This window comes from Metapseudomonas cellulosilytica (assembly GCF_049334135.1).
Classification (GTDB): Bacteria; Pseudomonadota; Gammaproteobacteria; order Pseudomonadales; family Pseudomonadaceae; genus Metapseudomonas.
Genome location: NZ_JBHZGN010000042.1, coordinates 1 through 21232, shown reverse-complemented (window position 1 = coordinate 21232; position 21232 = coordinate 1). Strand labels below are relative to the sequence as shown.

Here is a 21232-nt window from a genome sequence, read left to right as displayed (position 1 = left end):
TGTAATCGTCCCAATTTCGCACCTTATCAATCGACCTTGGCTGAGTCAGGAGGTTTAGACTGTCAAAGTGCTATCGCGAATTATGTCCGTTTGTTTGGGTATAAGGGATTGCTAGAGGCTTGAGGGCACATGCCGGGCACTGCAGTTAAATTTCGCTGCAGACAATTTGAAAATCCAACGCTCAGGGGCTGAACGTCCTGATGTTCCCCGTAGCTCGGCATAACCCCCTACAGGTTTCGCGTAGCGGTTTCTATGCCTGGCAACAGCGTCTACCTGCGACGGGAGAGAGGGCGGATGGGCGTCTGAGCAGTGCTCGTGAGGCCCGACCGATCAGTCGCTTCAAGAGTCGATGGACGGATGCACGGTGAGCGCCCCGGCCAGTCCCGCTGCGAACAGGCGGACGATAGGTTGCGGCGTGAGAACCGTGGCTTCTTGTTCGCTGGGGATGGCCGACTGCAATGGAGTGTAGCCAGCAAACGACCAGCGCCATTGACCGCCCTGCCAGAGCAGCACGCACTCGCCGGCGTACTCGATTACGGTGCCATCTGGCAGGTCGGCAAGCTTGGCGCTCCAGGTGCGCTGGCTGCCGTCATCGTTCAAGCGAGCGGAGTGCAGCAGGTTATCGATCGCTTTGGCCGACCGGTCCTGCTGCTCCGGGAAGGCCCTGGCCCAGGCCTCCTTGAACAGCTTGTAGGCCGGGCGTCGACACTCCGCGCAGGGACGGTGACCGGCGGCGTAGGCGGTCGGTTCGTCGAGGAAGAACAGCTCGGTGTAGCTGTTCGGCGCCATTAGCTCGCGCTTTCGATCCTTGAAGCAAAGCGCACAGGTGATCCACGGTCGGATCTTCCATTGGCTGACGATCTGCTGATCGGCGTTGTGCAGGCGGCCGCGGTTGCCCATGAAGGTGCCGCGCTCTGCAACGGCATGAAGCTGGCTGTGAGGATCGACCCGGTTTTGCAGGGGCATGGCGAGGCACTCCGTTGCAGGGGAATCCAATCCCAAGGTCGCGCGAATCAGGCTACGGGTCCAACTGGTAATGAGCGAACACCCGCACCAACCGCTCGCCGAACCCGCCCTTGAACCAGGGCGTTTTCATCACCCCTGCCAGCAGCATCAAGGGCAGCAGCCATTTCAGCGTGTCGAGGAGGGGCTGGAGAATGACGAGCGTGTTCATGACAGTCCTTTGCTGCGGTGGCGATGGGTATCGCTGCGCTCAACCCATCCTACGGCCACCCTGGGTTTCCGGCTGATTATCGTGCCGCGGCGACTTCGTTGAACTTGACCACCTGTTCGTAGTTGCCGAGACCGTTGAGCACGAGCTTGACCGAGGGAATGGTGCTCAGGTCGTTACGGGTTTGCTGGAAGATCAGGGTGACCTTGGTAGCGAGGTTACGCACCAGTTCGATGGAGCCGTATTTCAACTCCGCATTGCCCACCAGGGTCTTTTCCAGGCGCAGGTTGTTACCGTCTTGCTCGAAAACTGCGCTGACGCTCCGCACGCTAATTTCGCGGTCCTTGTTGGTGCTGGTGAACTCGAATACGCATGAAGGGGTTTGTGCGACGAAGTTGCAGCCGCTGAGGTTGATGCGCACGTTATCGACCATTTCCATGCGCTTGCCGAGCAGGGTGGGGCTGTCGTTCTCGATGATGCGGTCCTGTTCCCGAGCGAACTCGAAGGAGGGTTTGGCGTACTCCATGCCGATCACGAAGAAGCCGGCAGACAGACAGGCAGCCAGTACCAGATTGACGGTGCGGCGCAGGAAGGTGGGCAGGCGCCAGGTCATAATCGAGAGCAACAGGGCGCCCATGAAGACGAAGGCGGCGAAGAAGGACAAGAAGTTCTTCCAGTTGACCACGCCCAGGCCAAACACAGTCGGGTCGGGAAATACGTAGGTGATAACGGCCCAGCAGAGCCCGATTACGGTGGACAGGGCGCCTGTCAGCCAGGCCAGGAGTTTTGCGGGGGTGTTTTGGATAGCGGCTTCCATATCTACTTCTTTTTGGTTCCAGTGGTTGGCGTTGTGTTTTCGTTTTAGGTGGCGCTCTTTAACCCCGGCGCAGAGCGCCTGGAGTTGCATCCCCACGCAGGGGGGGGAACGATTGAATTGGCACCTGCTGGGCTGGCGTGAAAAGCGGTGGATATCTGTATGCAACCGATCAACCACCTCGGTCAGGCCGGCGCGGAGCAAGCCTTCCTCTGCCTCGGCGCGCAGCGCGTCGAGCCAAGGGAAGTGCGGCCACAACTCATGGTCGGCCTCCAGTGGGTGGTCATTCGGCTCATCGAGTAAGTATTCAATCGGGCAGATGCCAGAATGGGTCGTGCTGCCAGTCGGTGGGGAAACCCATGGCTCGCAGAGTGATCTCGGGAAATTCGGCAATGAGTTCGTGCAAGCGCCTGTCCCAACTGGTATGTGGGCTTACTTGGCGCATCAGCAGGTTGAGGATGCACAGTACGGTAAACATGCGTGCGTGCTGCCCAGGTTGCTGAAGGTGCTGCGGCCACAGGAAGGTGACGTTCTTGGGTAATTCGGGGCGAATACCCAGCTCCCGATTCCACAGCCGGGCGTGGTGCGCGCAGATATTGCGGATGGTAGTCAGGGTGTGTAGCCAGGACTGCAGCAGCGGACCGGGCAAATTTAGACGTCGGGCTATGGCTTTCCTGTCGGCATCCCGGGCCAGCCCTTTGAACAGGTGCGAGAGATCACCCAGGGTGATTTCTTCCATGACGGCCCAGGCGGGCATCAGATCCGGTTCGTCATAGTTCAATGCGTAGTGGCGGGCGTAGCTTTCCTTGGCGCGCAGGTCCTTGAGCTGCTGCTTGCGGCCTGTCGACGCTGTGGAGGCATCGATGCGCTGGCACTCTCGCTGATGATCCTGACGTGCTTTGTCCTGCTTGCTGCGAATCGCGTCGAGCAAATCCTGATGGCGGTAGCTGCCTTGGAACAGGTGGCGCTGCAAGTACCAGTGGGCTCCATGCAAGGGCCCCATGTGGTTGCTGATAGCGGCACGCGCGGCCACTTCAATGCGCTCGATGGCATCGATGACCAGCAAGCGCAGACGTCGGTCGAAGTCGTACAGTCGCGTAAGTGCGCGTAGGCTGGTGCCCGGTTTGAAGCTGTGGTCGGCATCTTCCGGAATCTGGAACGGGCGCATGTAGGGCGTAAGGCGGAAGAAGCTAACAGCTTCGAGGAAGCAGTGCGCCTTATGTTCGTCCTGAATGCTAAGGCCGCGTTGTTTGAGCAGGGCCAGCTGCGCCGGAATATCAATGGCTGGCTTGCGGAAGGGCCTCATGCTGAAAAACTACCGGGCATAAAAAACCCGCTCAATTTGTGCGTAGCTGCCGAAGCAACCATAGGCATGGCGGGTGTGTTGCGGGAGAGGTTATGCACAGCTGCATCGTTTTGCAAGATATTTGGCACGGCCAAGCTGGCGCAGCTTGATCAGGGTGGTGTTGGGATCGCTGGCGTAAACGCGCTCGGCCGTGCTGGCGAACTGGGCGAAGACCCGGTCGTGCTCCTTGAGAAAGGCGAAGTTACTGCTCTCTGCCATGTTCCATCCCTTGAAGATCGTGTCCGGCCATCCCGGACTGGCTGCGCGATGGCTAGATGATGCCAGACGAAGAGTGCTGGGGATATATGACAGTCGAGGGGCGAGCGAGGCGAAGAAAACTGCTTATCGGGTGCCGGAACAAGGCGGGTAACGGGGAGGGGACGCTCAAGCTGACTAAGCACACGGCAGCGCGTTTGATGCTTAGCTTTCTTCGGGCTGGTGCTAGCCCGCTCCAGAAACGAAAAAGGCCCGCATCGCTGCGAGCCTTTGTTTTATATGGTGCCGGCACCAGGAATCGAACCCGGGACCTACTGATTACAAGTCAGTTGCTCTACCAGCTGAGCTATACCGGCCAAGAAGGGTCGCCATTATAGCGATTGGGCGTGGCGAGTAAACCACTCCGAGGCGGATGTCGGGTGGGTTTTCGAACCAGGGGGCCGATGCTTATGCACAATGGCGATAATTCTGGGACGTCAGTGCATCGTTTTTGTGCGCCAGGTCTCGGAATTTCTTAACGTGCTGTTTTTGCAGACCTTTTATGCTTTGTCCAAAAAATGCTCAGCTGTCGCGGGCCGCGCAGCGGAAGGGCTTGCACCGGGTTGCCCAGATTTCATCAACAAAGTTATCCACAGGTTTTGTGGGTAAGCCTCAGCGCTCCGCCAGGAGCAGGATATTGCGGGGGGTGAGCTGGGCTGGGCAGAAGCTGCCCAGCCTCACCTGGTAGCCCTGTTCTTCGAGGAACAAGGCGCGATCCAGCAACAGCCAGAGTTCCAGCGGCCGGCGGAACAGGCTGCGGGGGAGCTCCAGGTTGCGCACCACGGCCAGGCGTTGCCATCCCGCTTCCTCCAGTACCGCCCAGTCCCGTTCCGCCGGGCTGGGGAGTTGCTTGAGTTCGCAGAGGTCGCGGCAGTACTGGGCGAAGGGCTTTTCCAGCCAACTGGTGGGCAGGGATGGGACGGGTAGGTACTGGTCCCGCCCCCGCAATTCCCGCTGCAACAGGTCGAAGGCCAGGCGCCTGGCCATGGACTGGTCGCGCTGGCGGCGGACGCGGGCGCCGGCGGTGACGGTTTCGCTGAGCGGCAGGCGCAGGTCGGCCCGGCTGAGGCGCAACGTGGAGGCACTGGCCGTTGCAGAGAGCGGCTGGTAGTGCGGCGTGCGGATGCGGTTGTAGCAACAGGGCGCGACCGCGAGCTGGCGGCAGCCGGCGGCACTGGCCAGTTGCAGCAGGCGTACGTGGAGGTCGCCGCAGGCATGCAGGGCCACCGGTGTGTGGTCGGCGCTGAGCTGGTGCGCGGCGTCGTCGGCCAGGGCGTCCTGTTCGCGGTGGTCGGCGGCGAGGCCCAGGCGTTGGCTGAGTCGCTGACCGCTGGCGACCAGCTGCGGGTCCAGTTCGATGCAGGTCAGGGCCCGGCCGTCATGGGCCAGCCGGCGGCCGAGGTGCCCCTTGCCGGAGCACCAGTCCAGCCAGTGGCCGGGCGCCTGGCGAAATTCCAGGCGGCTGGCGAAGGCGTCGATCTGCTGCCACTTGCGCCCGGGCACGTCCACCGTGAAGGTCGCCGGCACGGTTTCTGCCTGGGCCGGCGGCAGTTCGCCGATCTGGCTGAGGGCGGTGGAGTGTGCCGCGAGCTGTGGATAAGGTGCCGGAGCGTGCAGGCGCTCGGGCTGGTTGTGGATGGCATCCGCCTCGGCCAGGGTGCGCTGGCGCAGCCAGCCGGCCAGCTCGGGGTGGCGGCTTTCCCAGGGTAATTCCCGTTCGGTGAAAGGCGTCGGGCGCCAGATGTCCTGGTGCGCGCGAAGGAAGTCGTCCAGGGCGGCGAAGCGTTCCCGCAGGAGCGGGCCATGGAGGGGCGCGGGGCTGGTCATCGGGGCGGAGCGGCGGGATCAAGGGGCGGCGATTATAGCGCCGCCGGCACCGCTCCTCATCCGGCGGACGAGGAGCGGTAACGGGGATCAGCGGCCCTGCAGGGCGTCTACCCGCAGCCAGCGCTCGAGGACGCGGAAGGCCCGCACCAGCACATAGGCGATGAACAGGTAGAAGAGTCCCGCGGCGAAGAAGATCTCCACCGGCAGGTAGGTGCGGGCAATGATGGTGCGCGCCATGCCGGTGAGTTCCAGCATGGTGACGGTGCTGGCCAGGGCGCTGGCCTTGACCATCAGGATCACTTCGTTGCTGTAGGCCGGCAGGCCGATGCGCGCCGCGCGCGGCAGGATGATGTAGAACAGCGCCTGGAAGCGCGACATGCCCAGCGCACGCGCCGCTTCGATCTCGCCCGGCGGTACGGCCTGGATGGCGCCACGCAGGATCTCGGCGATATAGGCCGCGGTGTGCAGGGTCATGGTGATCACGGCGCACCAGAACGGATCGCGCAGGTACGGCCAGAGCGGCCCTTTGCGCACCAGGTCGAACTGCGCCAGCCCGTAGTAGACCAGGAACAGCTGCACCAGCAGCGGCGTGCCACGGAAGAAGAAGATGTAGCCGTAGGGCAGGGCGCGCACGTACCAGTGCTGGGAGGCGCGGGCGATGCCCATGGGGGTGGCCAGGACCAGCCCGGCGATCACCGCGATGGCCACCAGCTCCAGGGTGAGGACGGCGCCCTGGGCCAGTTGCGGCAGGTATTTGAAGATGATTTCCCAGTTCATGCTGCGCTCCGCTTGAAGCCACGGCCTGCGCGCTTCTCCAGGAAGTGCATGCCGATCATCGCGAGGATGGTCAGGCCCAGGTAGATGAAGGCGGCGACCATGAAGAAGGTGAAGGGCTGCTTGCTGGCGGTCACGGCGATCTGCGAGCGACGCATGATCTCTTCGAGGCCGATCACGGAAACCAGCGCGGTGTCCTTCATCAGGATCATGAACAGGTTGCCCAGGCCCGGCAGGGCGATGCGCCACATCTGCGGCAGGATCAGCCGCCAGAGGATGCGTCCCTTGGACAGGCCCAGGGCCATGCCGGCTTCACGGTGTCCCTTGGGAATCGCCAGGATGGCGCCGCGGAACACTTCGGTGGCGTAGGAGCCGAAGCACAGGCCGAGGGCGATGGTGCCGGCGGCGAAGGCGTTCAGTTCGAGCTCTGGGTGGCCGAGCCATTCGCCCAGGGCATGCATCAGGTTGACCGTGCCGAAATAGATCAGCAGCACCCAGAGCAACTCGGGGACGCCGCGCACGAGAGTGGAGTAGGTGCCACCGAGCCATTGCAGCGGCTTGATGGCGGAAGTCCTGGCCAGCGCGCCGAGCAAGCCGAGCACCAGGCCCACCGCCAGCGCGCAAAGCGCCAGTTTGATGGTCATGAGGGTGCCCGCGGCCAGGGCCGGGCCGAATCCGTAGAGTTCTAGGTTCATGGGTGGTCACGCGCCGGTGCCGCGCAGGGGCGGCACCGGGCTGGCAGGTCAGTAGATGCTGAAGGGGAAGTATTTGTCGTTGATCTTCTTGTAGGTACCGTCAGCGACGATTTCCTTCAGGGCGCTGTTGATGCGCTCGCGCAGCGGGTCGCCCTTGCGCACGGCAATGCCGATCTTGTCGTTGTCGAACACCGGATCGCCCTTGAACTCGAACTCCTTGCCGGCGTCGCTCTTGAGCCATTCCCAGTTGACGAACTTGTCGGCCAGTACGCCGTCGACGCGGCCGGAGGCCAGGTCCAGGTAGGCGTTTTCCTGGGTGTCGTAGAGCTTGATGTCCACGACGTCGGCCATGTTGTCTTCCAGCCAGGTGCCGGCGATGGTGGCGCGCTGGGCACCGATCACCTTGCCTTTCAGGCTGGCTTTGTCGGTCTTGAAGTCAGAGCTCTTCGGGGCGATGAACTGCAGCTTGTTGGTGTAGTAGGGATCGGTGAAGTCGACGGCCTGCTTGCGCTCTTCGGTGATGGACATGGAAGCGGCGATGAAGTCGAACTTCTTGGCATTGAGGGCGGGGATGATGCCGTCCCAGTCGGAGGTGACCACTTCGCACTCGGCCTTCATCTTGGCGCAGAGGGCCTGGGCGATTTCGACGTCGAAGCCGCCGGCCTGGCCGCTGGCATCGATCAGGTTGAAGGGCGGGTAGGCGCCTTCGGTGCCGATCTTCAGCTTGTCGGCGGCGACGGCGCTGGTGCCGAAAGCGAGGGTCGCGGCCGCGGCCAGCAGAATCTTCTTGTAGTTCTTCATGCGATCTTGCTCCGTGTTTTATCGATTGCTGGACATGAATTGTTTACAGCGCGCCGATTGCGGATTGTCAAATACCTGCGCTGGCGGTCCCTGTTCTTCTACCAGCCCCTGGTGAAGGAAAACCACCTCGGAGGAAACGTTGCGGGCGAAGTTCATTTCGTGGGTGACCAGCAGCATGGTGCGGCCTTCCTCGGCCAGCGCGCGGATCACGTTAAGCACTTCTTGCACCATCTCGGGGTCCAGCGCCGAGGTGGGCTCATCGAACAGGATCACCTTCGGCTGCATGGCCAGGGTGCGGGCGATGGCCGCGCGCTGCTGCTGGCCGCCGGACAGCTGGGTCGGATAGACGTGGCGCTTGTCGGCGATGCCGACCTTGGCCAGCAGGGCTTCGGCGATCTCGGTGGCCTCGGCCTTGCTCTGGCCGAGCACGCGGCGCGGCGCTTCGATGATGTTGTCGAGCACCGTCATGTGCGGCCAGAGGTTGAAGTTCTGGAAGACGAAGCCGATCTCGCTGCGCATGCGATTGATCTGCTTGTTGTCGGCGGCGACCAGTTCGCCGCTGCGGCTCTTCTTCAGCTTGAGTTCTTCGCCCGCCACCAGGATCTGGCCCTCGTGGGGGTTCTCCAGCAGGTTGATGCAGCGCAGGAAGGTGGACTTGCCGGAGCCGGACGAGCCGAGGATGGAGATCACGTCACCGTCGTTGGCGGTGAGGGAGATGCCCTTGAGCACTTCGAGTTCGCCGTAGCGTTTGTGCAGGTTACGGATTTCAAGCGCTGGCGTGGCTTGGGCCATGGGGGGTCCTCTTATTGTTCGGGGGCACTCTGGCGGTGGGGCGGCCTTCCTGGCGACGGGCAAGCTAGCATAGCGCTTTGCCACGCGCCAAGCGTGCGGGAGGGCCTGCGGCGGCCCTGCGGGGAAGGTTGTCGCATCGCTGCAGTTGCTTGTCGCGGTATCAACAAAACCTGCTCCAGGGTCCGCAAGGCCCGAATTCCGGGCCTTTGTCGCTAATTTTAGGACTTTCCCTTCTGAATCAAATGTTTAGCAGATATTGCGGGTGCCGGTGAGCGGATCGGTCGCGTTCTGCCCGGCAGGCGCCTGTCCATCCCGCAGCCGTTCGGCGAAGGTGGCGGGGGCCAGTGGCCGGTCGAAGAAGTAGCCCTGGCCGAAGTTGCAGCCCAGGGAGCCGAGGATCCGCAGGTGCTGTTCGGTCTCGACGCCTTCGGCGACCGCTTCGATGCCCAGGTTGCGGGCCAGGCTGAGGATGGTCTGCACCAGTTGCGCGCCTTCGGGGCAGTGGTCGAGTTCGGCCACGAACGAGCGGTCGATCTTCAGCACGTCGAGGTTGAAGCGGTGCAGGTAGCTGAGCGAGGAGTAGCCAGTACCGAAGTCGTCGATGCTGATGCGCACGCCCAGTTCATGGAGCTGGCGGAGGACGGTGGCAGTCCGCTCGGAGTCGGCCATGGACACGCTTTCGGTGATTTCCAGGCGTACGCAGTCCGCGCGGATGCCGGTCTCGGCGATGATGCTGTCGACCTGCTGCACCAGGTCGTTCTGGCCGAACTGCCGGGCCGAGAGGTTGACGCTGATGGTCAGCGGCCTGTCCGCGGGGAATTCCCGGTGCCAGGCGGCCATGCTGGAGCAGGCTTCGCGCAGTACCCAGAGACCCAGGGGCAGGATCAGGCCGGTGTCCTCGGCCACCTGGATGAAGTCGCCGGGGTAGACCAGTTCGCCATTCGGCTTCTGCCAGCGCACCAGGGCCTCCGCGCCCACGGTCCGGTTGTCCGTCAGACGCACGATGGGCTGGTAGTGGAGGACGAATTCGTTGTTCAGCAGGGCATTGCGCAGCTGGGTCTCCAGGGCCAGGCGACCCACGGCGCGCTCGTGCATGCTGCGGTCGAAGAGCTCGAAGCGGTGCTTGCCCAGGGTCTTGGCCCGGTACATGGCGAGGTCGGCGTGGCGCAGGATCTCTTCCGCCGATTCGTAGCCCAGGTCGCTGGGGGCGATGCCGATGCTGGCGCTGATGTAGAGCTGCTCGCCGTTGATATGAAAGGGCGGGTCCAGCGCGCTGATCAGGCGTTCGGCGACCCGCACCGGGGTGTCGAGGTTGTCGAAGCAGTCCAGCAAGATGGTGAATTCGTCGCCGCCCAGGCGTGCCAGGGTATCGCTCTGTCGCAAGCAGGCGCCCAGGCGTGCGGCCACCTGGATGATCAGCAGGTCGCCGGCGAGATGGCCGAGGCTGTCATTGACCAGCTTGAAGCGGTCCAGGTCGATGAAGAGCACCGCGAAGGCCGCCTCGCGGTGCCGGCTGCAGCGGGCCACGGCGCGGGACAGGCGATCGGCGAACAGGGCGCGATTGGGCAATCCGGTGAGCGGATCGTGGAAGGCGTCGATCAGTTGTTCTTCCGCGCGCTTGCGCTCCACCACTCGCCCCATCTGCACGCCGATCTGCGCCATGAGACTCAGGAGCGTCTGGTCAGGCTCCAGCACGCTGTTGGCGAAGAATTCCAGAACCCCCACCACCTCGCTGCCCACCAGCACCGGAAAGGCGGCCGCGGCCTTGAGGCCGGCCTGCTCGGCGGCGGCGATCCGGCAGAACTCCGGGGCTTGGGTGATATCGGGGATCCAGGCGGGGGCGCCACTGGCCAGGACGCGTCCGGGCAGGCCGTGGCCGGGGGGGAATTCCATGGCTTCGGTCACCTGGCGGAATTCCAGGAAGCGCTGCTCCTCGCTATGGTGCCAGATGCCCGTCGAGCGCAGGCGTGCCTCGCCTTCGACCATGATGGTCTGGTAGGCGTGGCCGATCCGCCAGCCGGTGTACTCGCAGACGCTGCGCACGGTGAAGCCGAGCCCGTCAGCGACCGAGGCGGCGCCGTTGGCGGCATCGGCTATGGACTCCAGCAACTGGAGCTGTTGCTGCTTTGCATAGAGTTCGCGCAGCCCCCGTTCTGCAATCAGCTCGGCCTCCAGGCGCGCCTGGTGCTCGCGCTGCAGGCGGCGCCGCAGCTTGTCGACTTCAGTGTTCCGTGGCGCGAACCCATCCATGGTGGCTCAGCCCTGTCGTTGCTGGTGAAAGGTGATGCGGCAGTGGCACTCGGGGTCGCCCTTGTGCATGCAGGTGAGATGGTCGAACCAGAGGGTTTCACCGAAATGCACGGCCGCCCCCTCGATGAATCCATGGGCCAGGGCGCAGAGCCGGCGCGGGGAGCGGTAGGTCATCATCAGCGAGCCATCCGGCTCGTCGCGAAAACCGAAGGTCGGCACGTCCGCACCCGGATAGATATTGCGGACCTCGGGATGGATGATCTGGTTGACGCTGAGGACGAAGGGGCGCGTCGAACTGTGGGGGCTGAAATAGGCTGGATAACGGCTGGCCAGCAAGGGCATGGCTTCCCGGCCGAACCAGCGCAGCACCTCGAAGGGCGGCATGTCGAGGGCCTGCGATGCCGCGCCCACCAGGCGATGGAGCTGCTCGTCCGGATAACTGCCGAGGGAGGTGTATGCGCCCTCCAGGCCAGCACCTTCGAGCAGCGCGTCCCAGGCATCTTCGCCCTGATGCCGGGTGACCACTTCTTCCAGCAGGTTGAAGACTAATCCCTTCATGCGGTCCCCCCAATTCCTTGGATCGGCCTTCCATGCCGGAAACGGCCGGCGGCTCACAGCAGGGTATGGCGATTCGAAGAGAGGTTAGCAGCGCCACCGGTTTCGTGCCTGGCGGGCTCGGGTGGCAAAAAAGGCGGGGCGGAAAACAAAAAGCCCCAGCACATGGCTGGGGCTTTTTGTTCGGTATTAGTGGTGCCCAGGGACGGAATCGAACCGCCGACACGGGGATTTTCAATCCCCTGCTCTACCGACTGAGCTACCTGGGCAACGGGGCGCTATTAAACGGATTCTCCGGCACCTCGTCAACACCCTTTCGAAAAAATTTTTAGTTTTTTCGGGCGCTTACGCGCTCGGGGGGACATAGCCCTCGGCCTGGGCGTAGTCCTCGCCCGAAAGGAACTTGTCCATTTCGGCCTGGAGGAACTTGCGGTCCTCGGCGTTCATCATGTTCAGGCGACGCTCGTTGATCAGCATGGTCTGGTGGGCCTGCCACTCGTCCCAGGCCTTCTTCGAAACGTGGTTGAAGATGTCCTCGCCCTTGGCGCCCGGATACGGCGCACGCTCCAGTCCCGGCAGTTCCTCTTTGAATTTGCGGCACATTACGGTGCGGGTCATTTCGTCTCTCCTGCATTCAATACATCGGCCGCGCGCTTGAGCAGCTTCTTCACCGGGGCGGCAAGCCCCAGGCGCGGCGGGGTGGCGAGGTTATACCAGAGCCAGTCGCCCTCGGCCACGACGGGGGCGCTGCCCTCCACGTTCACCAGCCAGGGTTCGATGGCCAGCTGGAAATGGCTGAAGGTGTGGGTCAGGCCGGGGAGTTCGCGACGCTCGCCAAGGTGCAGCGAATGCTGGCTGGCGAGCGGGGCGAGGGCGTCGAGGTCGTCCAGTTCCGGCAGGCTCCAGAGACCGCCCCAGAGCCCGCTCGACGGGCGCCGGTAAAGCAGGATGGCGCCGTCGCGGCTGGCCAGCAGCGGCATCAGGGTGCGCTTTTGCGGCAGCGCCTTGCGCGGTTTCGGGACGGGGTAGGCGGTTTCCCGGCCGAGCAGGTGGGCGCGGCAGCCGCTTTGCAACGGGCAGAGCAGGCAGCTGGGCTTGCTGCGGGTACAGAGGGTGGCGCCGAGGTCCATCATCGCCTGGGTGTAGTTGTTCACCCGCTGCTGCGGGGTGAAGCGCTCGGCCACTTCCCAGAGCTGCTTGGCCACTTTCGGCTCCCCCGGATAGCCGTCCTGGGCGACGTAGCGGGCCAGCACGCGCTTGACGTTGCCGTCGAGGATGGGCGCGCGCAGCCCCATGGACAGGCTGGCGATGGCGCCGGCGGTGGAGCGGCCGATGCCCGGCAGCTCGGACAGCAGGTCCACATCACGGGGGAACTCGCCACCGTACTCGGCCACTACCTTCTGCGCGGTCTTGTGCAGGTTGCGCGCGCGGGTGTAGTAGCCGAGCCCGGTCCAGAGGTGCAGCACTTCGTCTTCCGGCGCCGCCGCCAGGGCCTGCACGGTGGGCAGGGCCTCCATGAAGCGGTCGAAGTAGCCGAGCACGGTACTGACCTGGGTCTGCTGCAGCATGATTTCGGACACCCAGACGCGGTAGGGCGTGATGCCCTGCTGCCAGGGCAGGTCCTTGCGACCGTGGCGGTCGTACCAGTCGAGGACGGCGCTGTTGAATTGCTCAGGGGTCATCGTTTGAACAACCCCTTGAGCGCGTCTTTCAGTTCCGGGCTGACCTTGTCGCCGAGCTTCTCTTCCAGCTTCTCGGTGAGTTTCTCGCCGGCCAGCTTGCCGGCGATCTTGCCCATGCCGTCCTTGTCCAGGCGGCAGGCCTTGGCGCCCAGCTCCAGCGGGCCGCGGCAGCGCAGCGGCCATTCGATGCCGACGTAGCGTTCGTTGACCTGGCAGGCCGGGTCCGGCATCTCGCTCTTGTCGCCTTCGATGACCACGCCGACGCGGTAGTCCAGGCCGAGCACGCGCAGGTCCACGGCGCCGTCACCTTTGACGCTGAGGCCGGGGATGCTGGCGCGCAGGTCGGGGTTGCTGGCCACGCCGTTGTTGAAGGCGAGCGAGCCCTTGAGTTCCCCGAAGGGGGTTTCCTTGCCGTCGCGGGTGCTGGTCAGCTCCTTGCGGTTCAGGGTGGCGATGCCCTGGCAGAGCTGCTGTTCGAGGTTGGCGTCGAGCAGCGCACCGTCGTTGAGGACGAAGCTGGCGGTGCCGTTGAGGCTGTCGATCCAGGCCTTCTGGCTGTTGCCGCTGGTGCTGATGTCGGCGGTCATGTCCAGCAGGCCGCGCACCGGCGGTTTCTGTTCCTGGGCCTGGAGGAGTTTTTCCACCGGCACGTTGCTGATGCGCTTCTGGCCCTTGAGCAGTGGCACTGCCGGGCGCGCGTCGATCTGCGCGTTGGCCTGGAAGGTGCCGCCGAACAGGCCGCCACGCAGGTCCTCCAGGGTCAGCAGGCCGTCCTTGCCATTGGCCTTGAGGTTGAAGTCATTCATCGGCAGCTTGTCGACGGTGAAGTCGGCGAGTTCCAGAGTCGCTTCCAGGTCCACCTTGCGCAGCTGGTCCACCGGCAGCACCGGCGCTTCGCTCCAGGCGGCCTGGGTCGGTGCATTGGGCAGCGGGGTGTTGCCCTGGCTGGCGGCGGCCACGGCGGGCTTCACCTCGGCCTGGCGGGCGGTCTGGGCTTCCTGCTTGGCCTTGGCCTTGGGCGGCAGATAGCGGTCGAGGTCGAGCCTGTCGCCCTTGAGCTGGACGCGCACGGCCTTGTTGGCGAAGTCGGCCACGGCCAGGCGGCCGCTGAAGGTGCTGTCGTCGAGCTTCAGGCTCAGGCCCTCGAAGGCGAGGCTGTTGCTGCCACCGTTGAGCTTGGTCACCAGCTCGAATTTCTGCAGGGTGTTGGCGTCACTCATGGGCGGCAGCTCGACACCGACGCCGGTGAGGAACTCACGCAGATTGACCTGGGCGATGGACAGGCCGCCTTCCAGGCGAGCGTCCTTGTTCAGGTCGTGGACCTTCAGCTCGCCGAGCGCGCGCAACTGGTTGGCGGTGAGCTTCAGGCTGTTCCACTCGGCAATGTTGGCGGCCAGGTCCGCCAGCAACTGGCCCTGGGCGTTGAAGACCAGGGTCTTGCCCTTGAGCGGCTCGCCCGAGGCTTCGCCGCTCAGCTTGAGGTCTTCCAGCTGGTAGCGCTTGAGGGCGCGCTCGAAGCGCAGGTTGGTGGTCAGTTCGGTCTTGGCGCGCAGCACCGGCTGGTTGGTGCCGAAGAAGGCGCTGAGCTTGACCGGGACGCTGGCGCCCTCACGGATGGCGCCGGTGGTGAGCTCGATGCCTTCGGCGCTGAATTGCTTGCCGCTCTTGGCGTCGGTGTAGTCGATGCGGGCGTTGTGGACGGTGAGGCTGTCGATATCCAGCTTGACCGGGCGCGCGGGCTCCTCGGGGGCGGGCGCCGGTTGCGCCTCGCCGGCCGGTGCCGGGCTGGCGGGGGTGCCGGCCTGGGCGCTTGCCGGTGCCTTGGTCGGGCGGCCGATGCCTTCCCAGTTGCCCTGGCCCTTGTCGTCGCGCTGCAGATTGAGGTCCAGGCCTTCGACACGGATGTCGCTCATCTGCACTTCGCGGCGCAGCAGCGGCAGCACACGCACCGAGAGGCCGATCATGTCGAGGTCGGCGAAGGGCTTTTCCGGGGTCGCGGCGCTGGCCAGGGTGGCCTCATGCAGTTCCAGGCCGAGCCAGGGGAACAGGCTCCAGCCGATGTCGCCCTTGAGGGTCAGCTCCAGGTTGGCCTTGTCCCGGGCCAGTTGCTGGATTTCGTCCTTGTAGTCGTTCGGGTCGAACAGGTGGGTCAGGGCGAAGCCCAGGGCCACTATGATCAGCAACAGCCCGAGAAAGATGAGGCCCAGGATTTTGCCGAAGGCTTTCATTGGCCAGTCCTTGTGATGGATCGCGTGAATTTGAGGTGCCGAGTATAGCGCCGGGCCATCAGCCATGGTTTGCGACGGCGCGGGCCTCGAACAGCGGGTATCGGACGTTGGATGGCGAATTTCGCCGACGGTTCAGCCCATGGCCTGAGTCGGCTTGTTTCGTCGGATGGGTCGGGCGGCGTTCCGCGAGCTTGCGAAACCCATCGATCCGACAGCATGGGTTTCGCTCCGCTCTACCCATCCTACGGGCTGGTTCCGGTCCGTAGGGTGAAAATCCCCTAAGGGGATTTCCACCGTGTTCCAGCGCCGATGCAACCGGGTCAGAGGCTTTCCAGCGGCAGGTGCAGGCGCGCGGCCAGGGCCTGGCTTTCCAGGTGGTCCTTGGGCGCCGCCAGGTGCAGGGGCTTGCCGGCCTCCCGGGCCAGGCGCGCGGCTTCGTCCACCAGGCGGCGGCCGACGCCACGGTGGCGCGTGACCTTGCGCACGCAGAGGTGGGACAGCCGCCAGGCCTCCTCGCCGCGCTCCACCAGGGCCGCTCCCAGCAGGCGGTCGTTGAAGCGTCCGGCCACCAGCAGGCCCGCGGTCAGGCCACGCTCCACCAACTCGGCGGCATCGGCGTAGGGCGCCAGCAGCCAGTCCGGGGCGTCGGCATAGATCTTCGCCAGGTCGGCGCGATCCTGCTCGGACGGGCTGTTCAGGGTCTCGACTATCACGGGCATGGCGGCTCCTGGAGGGCTTGGCGAGGGCAGCCCGGCAGTGTAAACCCCGCCGACCGCCGTCGGTAGCGGTGCCGAGGGCCGGCGTCCTATAATGGCGCTCTTTTTCGTGAGACTTTTGTGGAGCTGGTGATGGCCGAACGCACGGCATCCGTCGAACGCAATACCCTGGAAACCCAGATCAAGGTCTCGATCAACCTGGATGGCACTGGCAAGGCACGCTTCGATATCGGCGTGCCTTTCCTCGAGCACATGCTCGACCAGATCGCCCGTCATGGCCTGATCGACCTGGACATCGAGTGCAAGGGCGATCTGCATATCGACGATCACCACACCGTGGAAGACGTCGGCATCACCCTCGGCCAGGCCTTCACCCAGGCCCTCGGCGACAAGAAGGGCATCGTCCGCTACGGCCACTCCTACGTGCCGCTGGATGAAGCGCTGTCCCGCGTGGTCATCGACTTCTCCGGCCGCCCCGGCCTGCAAATGCACGTGCCCTTCACCCGCGCGGTGGTCGGCGGCTTCGACGTCGACCTGTTCCAGGAGTTCTTCCAGGGCTTCGTCAACCACGCCATGGTGAGCCTGCACATCGACAACCTGCGTGGCCACAACACCCACCACCAGATCGAAACCGTGTTCAAGGCCTTCGGCCGCGCCCTGCGCATGGCCGTTGAGCGCGATCCGCGCATGGCCGGCCAGATGCCTTCCACCAAGGGCGTGCTCTGATGCAGACGGTTGCAGTCATCGACTACGGCATGGGCAACCTGCACTCGGTTGCCAAGGCCCTGGAACACGTCGGCGCCGGCCGTGTGCTGGTCACCAGTGACGCCGCTGCGATCCGCGAAGCCGACCGGGTGGTCTTCCCCGGCGTTGGCGCCATTCGCGATTGCATGGCCGAGATCCGTCGCCTGGGCTTCGACAGCCTTGTCCAGGAAGTCAGCAAGGATCGTCCCTTCCTCGGCATCTGCGTCGGCATGCAGGCGCTGCTGGAGCGCAGCGAGGAGAACGACGGCGTCGATTGCATCGGCCTGTTCCCCGGCCAGGTGCGCTTCTTCGGCAAGGACCTGGTGGAAGACGGCGAGCACCTGAAGGTGCCGCACATGGGCTGGAACGAGGTGGAGCAGAGCGTCGCCCACCCGCTGTGGCACAACATTCCCGACCGGGCGCGCTTCTACTTCGTGCACAGCTACTACATCGAGGCCGGCAATCCCAAGCAGGTGGTCGGCCGCGGCCACTACGGCAAGGACTTCGCCGCCGCGCTGGCCGAAGGCTCGCGCTTCGCCGTGCAGTTCCACCCGGAAAAGAGCCACACCCACGGCCTGCAGCTGCTGCAGAACTTCGCCGCCTGGGATGGCCGCTGGTAAGCCGATGAGCCGCGCGAAGAAGGCACCCGCCCTGCAACTCGACGCCGCTCAGGTCGGCGACGCGGTGCTGCTGATCAAGCGCTTCATGGCCGATCGCTTCGAACTGGAGCTGGGTTCCTTCGAGGCCGAGGAAGTGCTGGACTTCTTCGCCCGGGAATTCGCGCCGCATTTCTACAACAAGGCGATCTCCGATGTGCAGGCGCACCTGAAGGACAGGTTCGAGAGCATCGAGAGCGACTTGTGGGCGCTCGAAAAAAGCAGCTGAAAGCCTCGAGCTTCAAGCTGCAAGAGAAACAGATGCGCATGCTTGCAGCTTGTGGCTTGCAGCTTGCCGCTCTTTTGACGAAGGAAAAAGCATGCTGATTATCCCCGCTATCGATCTGAAGGACGGCGCCTGCGTGCGCCTGCGCCAGGGCCGCATGGAAGACTCCACCGTGTTCTCCGACGACCCGGTGAGCATGGCTGCCAAATGGGTGGAGGGTGGCTGCCGCCGCCTGCACCTGGTGGACCTCAATGGCGCCTTCGAGGGCAAGCCGGTGAACGGCGAGGTGGTCACCGCCATTGCCAAGCGCTACCCGAACCTGCCGATCCAGATCGGTGGCGGCATCCGCTCCCTGGAAACCATCGAGCACTACGTCAAGGCCGGCGTAAGCTATGTGATCATCGGCACCAAGGCCGTGAAAGAGCCCGAGTTCGTCACCGAGGCGTGCAAGGCCTTCCCGGGCAAGGTGATCGTCGGTCTGGACGCCAAGGACGGGTTCGTCGCCACCGACGGCTGGGCCGAGGTGAGCAGCGTGCAGGCCGTTGACCTGGCCCGCCGCTTCGAGGCCGACGGCGTCTCCGCCATCGTCTACACCGACATCGCGAAGGACGGGATGATGCAGGGCTGCAACGTCGAGGCCACCGCGGCCCTGGCCGCCGCCAGCCGCATCCCGGTAATCGCCTCCGGCGGCATCCACAACCTCGGCGACATCGAGAAACTGCTGGCCGCCAAGGCCCCCGGCATCATTGGCGCCATCACCGGCCGTGCCATCTACGAAGGCACCCTGGACGTGGCCGAGGCGCAGGCCTTCTGCGACAGCTACAAGGGTTGAAGTAGGGTGCGCACTGCGCACCTTCGACGGTTACCGGTGCGCACGGCGCACCCTACGGGAACACTGTTATGGCACTGGCAAAACGCATCATCCCCTGCCTCGACGTGGACAACGGCCGCGTGGTCAAGGGCGTCAAGTTCGAGAACATCCGCGATGCCGGCGACCCGGTGGAAATCGCCCGTCGCTACGATGAGCAGGGTGCCGACGAGATCACCTTCCTCGATATCACCGCCAGCGTCGACGGCCGCGACACCACCCTCCACACCGTGGAGCGCATGGCCAGCCAGGTGTTCATTCCGCTGACCGTGGGCGGTGGCGTGCGTACCGTGCAGGACATCCGCAACCTGCTCAATGCCGGCGCCGACAAGGTGTCGATCAACACGGCCGCGGTCTTCACCCCCGAGTTCGTCGGCGAGGCGGCCTCGCGCTTCGGCTCGCAGTGCATCGTCGTCGCCATCGATGCCAAGAAGGTGTCGGGCCCCGGGGAAACCCCGCGCTGGGAGATCTTCACCCACGGCGGTCGCAAACCCACTGGCCTGGATGCCGTGGCCTGGGCGAAAAAGATGGAAGACCTCGGCGCTGGTGAGATCCTCCTCACCAGCATGGACCAGGACGGCGTGAAGAGCGGCTACGACCTGGGCGTCACCCGCGCCATCAGCGAAAGCGTCGGCATTCCGGTGATCGCCTCCGGCGGCGTCGGTAATCTCGAGCACCTGGCGGCCGGCATCCTCGAAGGCAAGGCCGACGCCGTTCTGGCGGCGAGCATCTTCCACTTCGGCGAATACACCGTGCCCGAAGCCAAGGCCTACCTGGCCAGCCGCGGCATCCTGGTGCGCTGAACACGACCCTGCATTGAATTGCCCGGGCTGCTCCGTGTGACGGAGTTCGCAGCCTGGGCCGCTGATACCCGAGCCTCGTTACCGCGAGGTTAAGCTCAGCGCATTCTCCTCTTTCCTGAAGGTAATCGCCTATGTCGAAACGCCTGCTGCTGGCGCTGGCCGGTACCCTGATGGTGCTTGCCGGTGCGGCCCGCGCCGAAGTGGACGAGAACTACAGCGTGGTTCTGCTGACCGAAAATTTCCCGCCCTACAACATGTCGATCAATGGGAAGAATTTCGCCCAGGAAGACAACATCGACGGTATCGCCGTCGACATCGTGCGCGAGATGTTCAAGCGTGCCGGGGTCAAGTACAGCCTGACGCTGCGCTTTCCCTGGGACCGCATCTACAAGCTGGCGCTGGAGAAACCCGGCTACGGCGTGTTCGTCACCGCGCGGTTGCCCGAGCGTGAGCAGTCCTTCAAGTGGGTCGGTCCGATCGGTCCGGACGACTGGGTCATGCTGGCCCGTGCCGACAGTTCCATCGCCCTGTCCAGCCTGGACGACGCGCGCAAGTACAAGGTGGGCGCCTACAAGGGCGACGCCATTGCCGAATACCTGACCCAGCAGAAGCTCGAGCCCGTCACCGCCCTGCGCGACCAGGAAAACGCCAGGAAGCTGGAAAAGGGCCAGATCGACCTCTGGGCCACCGGCGACCCGGCCGGCCGCTACCTGGCCAAGCAGGAGGGCGTGGGCGGCCTGAAGACCGTGCTGCGCTTCAACCAGGCCGAGTTGTTCCTGGCGCTGAACAAGGAGGTCCCGGACGACGTGGTGAACAAGCTTCAGGGCGCGCTGGAGCAGATGCGCACCGAGGGCTACGTCGACGAGATCCTCAAGAACTACCTGTAGACAGACTTGAACGACCGGCCATGAGCCGGTCGTTTGCCATTGCCATGGAAGGCAGGACAGACGTCCGTGGGTGGGGAGCCCACGCAAGGAAGCCGCTTTGCCACAACCACAAATCAAAGCGAGCGGTATGACCATGCAGAAGCTGATCCAACGCGCCCTGACATTGGGCCTGATGTTCCTCGCCTTCACGGCGCGCGCCGATTTGCCGGCGGACTACAAGGTGGTGTTGCTCACTGAGAACTTCCCACCTTTCAACATGGCGGTGGATGACAAGAACTTCGCCCGCGACGATGGCATCGATGGCATCAGCGCCGATATCGTCCGCGAGATGTTCAAGCGCGCCGGCATCAACTACAGCCTGACCCTGCGCTTCCCTTGGGACCGCCTCTACCGCCTGACCCTGGACAAGCCCAGCTACGGCCTGTTCTCCACCACTTTCACCCCCGAACGCAAACCGTTGTTCAAGTGGGTCGGTCCCATCGCCAAGACCGAATGGGTGCTGCTCGCCCCGCCGGGCAAGAACCTCGCCGTCAAGGACCTGAAGAGCGCGTCCCAGTACCGCATCGGCGCCTACAAGAACGACGCCGTGAGCCAGCACCTGGAGAGCCAGGGCATGGCTCCGCAGAACGCCCTGCGCGACCAGGAGAACGTGCAGAAACTGCTCAAGGGCCAGATCGACCTCTGGGCCACCACCGATCCGGTGGGCCGCTACCTGGCCAAGCAGGAAGGCGTGACCGGCCTGCAGACCGTGCTGCGCTTCAACAGCGCCGAGCTCTACCTCGCCTTCAACAAGGACACGCCGGACGAAGTCATCGAGCGCTTGCAGAAGGCCCTGGACCAGATGCGCAGCGACGGCTTCGTCGACGAGGTCACGCAGAACTACCTGTAACGAAAAGGCCCCCAATGGGGGCCTTTTCTGTGGGGGCGAATTCATTCGCGATGCTTTTTTGTAGGGGCGATTTCAATCGCCAAGGGCGACGAAGCTGCCCCATGAGGAATTGCAGGGCAGACCTGCGGCCTGCTTGGCGAATGAATTCGCCCCTACAGGGCGCGCGTCATCTGTTGTAGGAGCGAATTCATTCGCGATGCTTTTTTGTAGGGGCGATTTCAATCGCCAAGGGCGGCGAAGCTGCCCCATGAGGG

25 protein-coding genes and 2 tRNA genes are annotated in these 21232 nt (G+C 64.2%); 8 read left to right on the top strand and 19 right to left on the bottom strand.

Annotation, left to right across the window (positions count from 1 at the left end; genetic code table 11):
- Positions 1–339 precede the first annotated feature (339 nt).
- The 3 genes from ACFW0H_RS29195 to ACFW0H_RS29185 all read right to left on the bottom strand — a co-directional run bounded on the left by ACFW0H_RS29195 (position 340) and on the right by ACFW0H_RS29185 (position 1988).
- Positions 340–966 carry a hypothetical protein gene (locus ACFW0H_RS29195; protein ID WP_422917327.1) on the bottom strand — a complete coding sequence of 209 codons (627 nt, stop codon included), beginning with the start codon at positions 964–966 and terminating at the stop codon, positions 340–342.
- Between the two features lie 52 nt (positions 967–1018).
- A complete protein-coding gene (locus ACFW0H_RS29190) occupies positions 1019–1174 on the bottom strand; it encodes a hypothetical protein (protein WP_422917326.1) in 156 nt (51 codons plus the stop codon).
- Positions 1175–1250: 76 nt separating this feature from the next.
- Positions 1251–1988 carry a hypothetical protein gene (locus ACFW0H_RS29185; RefSeq protein WP_422917325.1) on the bottom strand — a complete coding sequence of 246 codons (738 nt, stop codon included), beginning with the start codon at positions 1986–1988 and terminating at the stop codon, positions 1251–1253.
- A gap of 159 nt (positions 1989–2147) precedes the next feature.
- On the opposite strand from ACFW0H_RS29185, the gene ACFW0H_RS29180 reads away from it, so the two are divergent.
- Complete coding sequence (locus ACFW0H_RS29180; protein ID WP_422917324.1) at positions 2148–2288, top strand: hypothetical protein; 141 nt, start codon at positions 2148–2150, stop codon at positions 2286–2288.
- A gap of 4 nt (positions 2289–2292) precedes the next feature.
- Here ACFW0H_RS29180 and ACFW0H_RS29175 read toward each other — a convergent pair whose 3' ends face one another.
- The 15 genes from ACFW0H_RS29175 to ACFW0H_RS29105 all read right to left on the bottom strand — a co-directional run bounded on the left by ACFW0H_RS29175 (position 2293) and on the right by ACFW0H_RS29105 (position 15908).
- Positions 2293–3291, bottom strand: a complete 999-nt coding sequence (locus ACFW0H_RS29175) for an Abi family protein (RefSeq protein WP_422917323.1) — start codon at positions 3289–3291, stop codon at positions 2293–2295.
- 90 nt (positions 3292–3381) lie between these two features.
- Positions 3382–3549, bottom strand: a complete 168-nt coding sequence (locus ACFW0H_RS29170) for a hypothetical protein (protein WP_422917322.1) — start codon at positions 3547–3549, stop codon at positions 3382–3384.
- A gap of 277 nt (positions 3550–3826) precedes the next feature.
- Positions 3827–3902, bottom strand: a tRNA-Thr gene (locus ACFW0H_RS29165).
- Positions 3903–4197: 295 nt separating this feature from the next.
- Positions 4198–5412 carry a methyltransferase gene (locus ACFW0H_RS29160; protein ID WP_422917321.1) on the bottom strand — a complete coding sequence of 405 codons (1215 nt, stop codon included), beginning with the start codon at positions 5410–5412 and terminating at the stop codon, positions 4198–4200.
- Between the two features lie 87 nt (positions 5413–5499).
- On the bottom strand, positions 5500–6189 hold the full coding sequence (locus ACFW0H_RS29155; protein ID WP_422917320.1) for an ABC transporter permease: 690 nt from the start codon (positions 6187–6189) through the stop codon (positions 5500–5502).
- Positions 6186–6881, bottom strand: coding sequence for an ABC transporter permease (locus ACFW0H_RS29150; protein ID WP_422917319.1), 696 nt, complete (start codon positions 6879–6881; stop codon positions 6186–6188). The genes ACFW0H_RS29155 and ACFW0H_RS29150 overlap by 4 nt, the downstream gene beginning before the upstream one ends.
- Before the next feature lie 48 nt (positions 6882–6929).
- Positions 6930–7682 carry an ABC transporter substrate-binding protein gene (locus ACFW0H_RS29145; protein WP_422917318.1) on the bottom strand — a complete coding sequence of 251 codons (753 nt, stop codon included), beginning with the start codon at positions 7680–7682 and terminating at the stop codon, positions 6930–6932.
- A gap of 18 nt (positions 7683–7700) precedes the next feature.
- Positions 7701–8474, bottom strand: a complete 774-nt coding sequence (locus tag ACFW0H_RS29140; protein WP_377691004.1) for an ABC transporter ATP-binding protein — start codon at positions 8472–8474, stop codon at positions 7701–7703.
- 246 nt (positions 8475–8720) lie between these two features.
- On the bottom strand, positions 8721–10724 hold the full coding sequence (locus ACFW0H_RS29135; RefSeq protein WP_422917317.1) for a putative bifunctional diguanylate cyclase/phosphodiesterase: 2004 nt from the start codon (positions 10722–10724) through the stop codon (positions 8721–8723).
- Positions 10725–10730: 6 nt separating this feature from the next.
- Entirely contained in the window at positions 10731–11282 is a 552-nt protein-coding gene (locus ACFW0H_RS29130; protein ID WP_422917316.1) for a heme NO-binding domain-containing protein, read from the bottom strand.
- Between the two features lie 190 nt (positions 11283–11472).
- Positions 11473–11548: transfer RNA gene (locus tag ACFW0H_RS29125), tRNA-Phe, on the bottom strand.
- A 76-nt stretch (positions 11549–11624) separates the two neighbouring features.
- Positions 11625–11897 (bottom strand): oxidative damage protection protein, encoded by a 273-nt coding sequence (locus ACFW0H_RS29120; protein WP_422917315.1) that lies wholly within the window; start codon positions 11895–11897, stop codon positions 11625–11627.
- Complete coding sequence (mutY, locus tag ACFW0H_RS29115; protein WP_422917314.1) at positions 11894–12961, bottom strand: A/G-specific adenine glycosylase; 1068 nt, start codon at positions 12959–12961, stop codon at positions 11894–11896. The genes ACFW0H_RS29120 and mutY overlap by 4 nt, the downstream gene beginning before the upstream one ends.
- Positions 12958–15189, bottom strand: a complete 2232-nt coding sequence (locus tag ACFW0H_RS29110; RefSeq protein ID WP_422917313.1) for an AsmA family protein — start codon at positions 15187–15189, stop codon at positions 12958–12960. Before ACFW0H_RS29110 ends, mutY begins: the two co-directional genes overlap by 4 nt.
- 320 nt (positions 15190–15509) lie before the next feature.
- The gene (locus ACFW0H_RS29105) at positions 15510–15908 is read right to left on the bottom strand and encodes an acetyl-CoA sensor PanZ family protein (protein ID WP_422917312.1); all 399 of its coding nucleotides are present in this window, start codon (positions 15906–15908) and stop codon (positions 15510–15512) included.
- 129 nt (positions 15909–16037) lie between these two features.
- Here ACFW0H_RS29105 and hisB point away from each other — a divergent pair, with 129 nt between their 5' ends.
- The 7 genes from hisB to ACFW0H_RS29070 all read left to right on the top strand — a co-directional run bounded on the left by hisB (position 16038) and on the right by ACFW0H_RS29070 (position 20978).
- A complete protein-coding gene (hisB, locus tag ACFW0H_RS29100; protein WP_280287210.1) occupies positions 16038–16631 on the top strand; it encodes an imidazoleglycerol-phosphate dehydratase HisB in 594 nt (197 codons plus the stop codon).
- Positions 16631–17269, top strand: a complete 639-nt coding sequence (hisH, locus tag ACFW0H_RS29095; RefSeq protein WP_422917311.1) for an imidazole glycerol phosphate synthase subunit HisH — start codon at positions 16631–16633, stop codon at positions 17267–17269. The genes hisB and hisH overlap by 1 nt, the downstream gene beginning before the upstream one ends.
- A 4-nt stretch (positions 17270–17273) precedes the next feature.
- The gene (locus ACFW0H_RS29090; RefSeq protein WP_422917310.1) at positions 17274–17534 is read left to right on the top strand and encodes a DUF2164 domain-containing protein; all 261 of its coding nucleotides are present in this window, start codon (positions 17274–17276) and stop codon (positions 17532–17534) included.
- A 91-nt stretch (positions 17535–17625) separates the two neighbouring features.
- Positions 17626–18363, top strand: a complete 738-nt coding sequence (hisA, locus tag ACFW0H_RS29085) for a 1-(5-phosphoribosyl)-5-[(5-phosphoribosylamino)methylideneamino]imidazole-4-carboxamide isomerase (RefSeq protein WP_016495212.1) — start codon at positions 17626–17628, stop codon at positions 18361–18363.
- 68 nt (positions 18364–18431) lie between these two features.
- A complete protein-coding gene (gene hisF, locus ACFW0H_RS29080; protein ID WP_280287214.1) occupies positions 18432–19202 on the top strand; it encodes an imidazole glycerol phosphate synthase subunit HisF in 771 nt (256 codons plus the stop codon).
- A gap of 131 nt (positions 19203–19333) precedes the next feature.
- On the top strand, positions 19334–20089 hold the full coding sequence (locus ACFW0H_RS29075; RefSeq protein ID WP_422917309.1) for a substrate-binding periplasmic protein: 756 nt from the start codon (positions 19334–19336) through the stop codon (positions 20087–20089).
- A 133-nt stretch (positions 20090–20222) separates the two neighbouring features.
- A complete protein-coding gene (locus ACFW0H_RS29070; RefSeq protein ID WP_422917308.1) occupies positions 20223–20978 on the top strand; it encodes a substrate-binding periplasmic protein in 756 nt (251 codons plus the stop codon).
- A gap of 72 nt (positions 20979–21050) precedes the next feature.
- On the opposite strand, the gene ACFW0H_RS29065 is transcribed toward ACFW0H_RS29070, so the two are convergent.
- Positions 21051–21232 (bottom strand): hypothetical protein (locus ACFW0H_RS29065; RefSeq protein ID WP_422917307.1); only part of this gene is annotated, 182 nt, incomplete at its 5' end.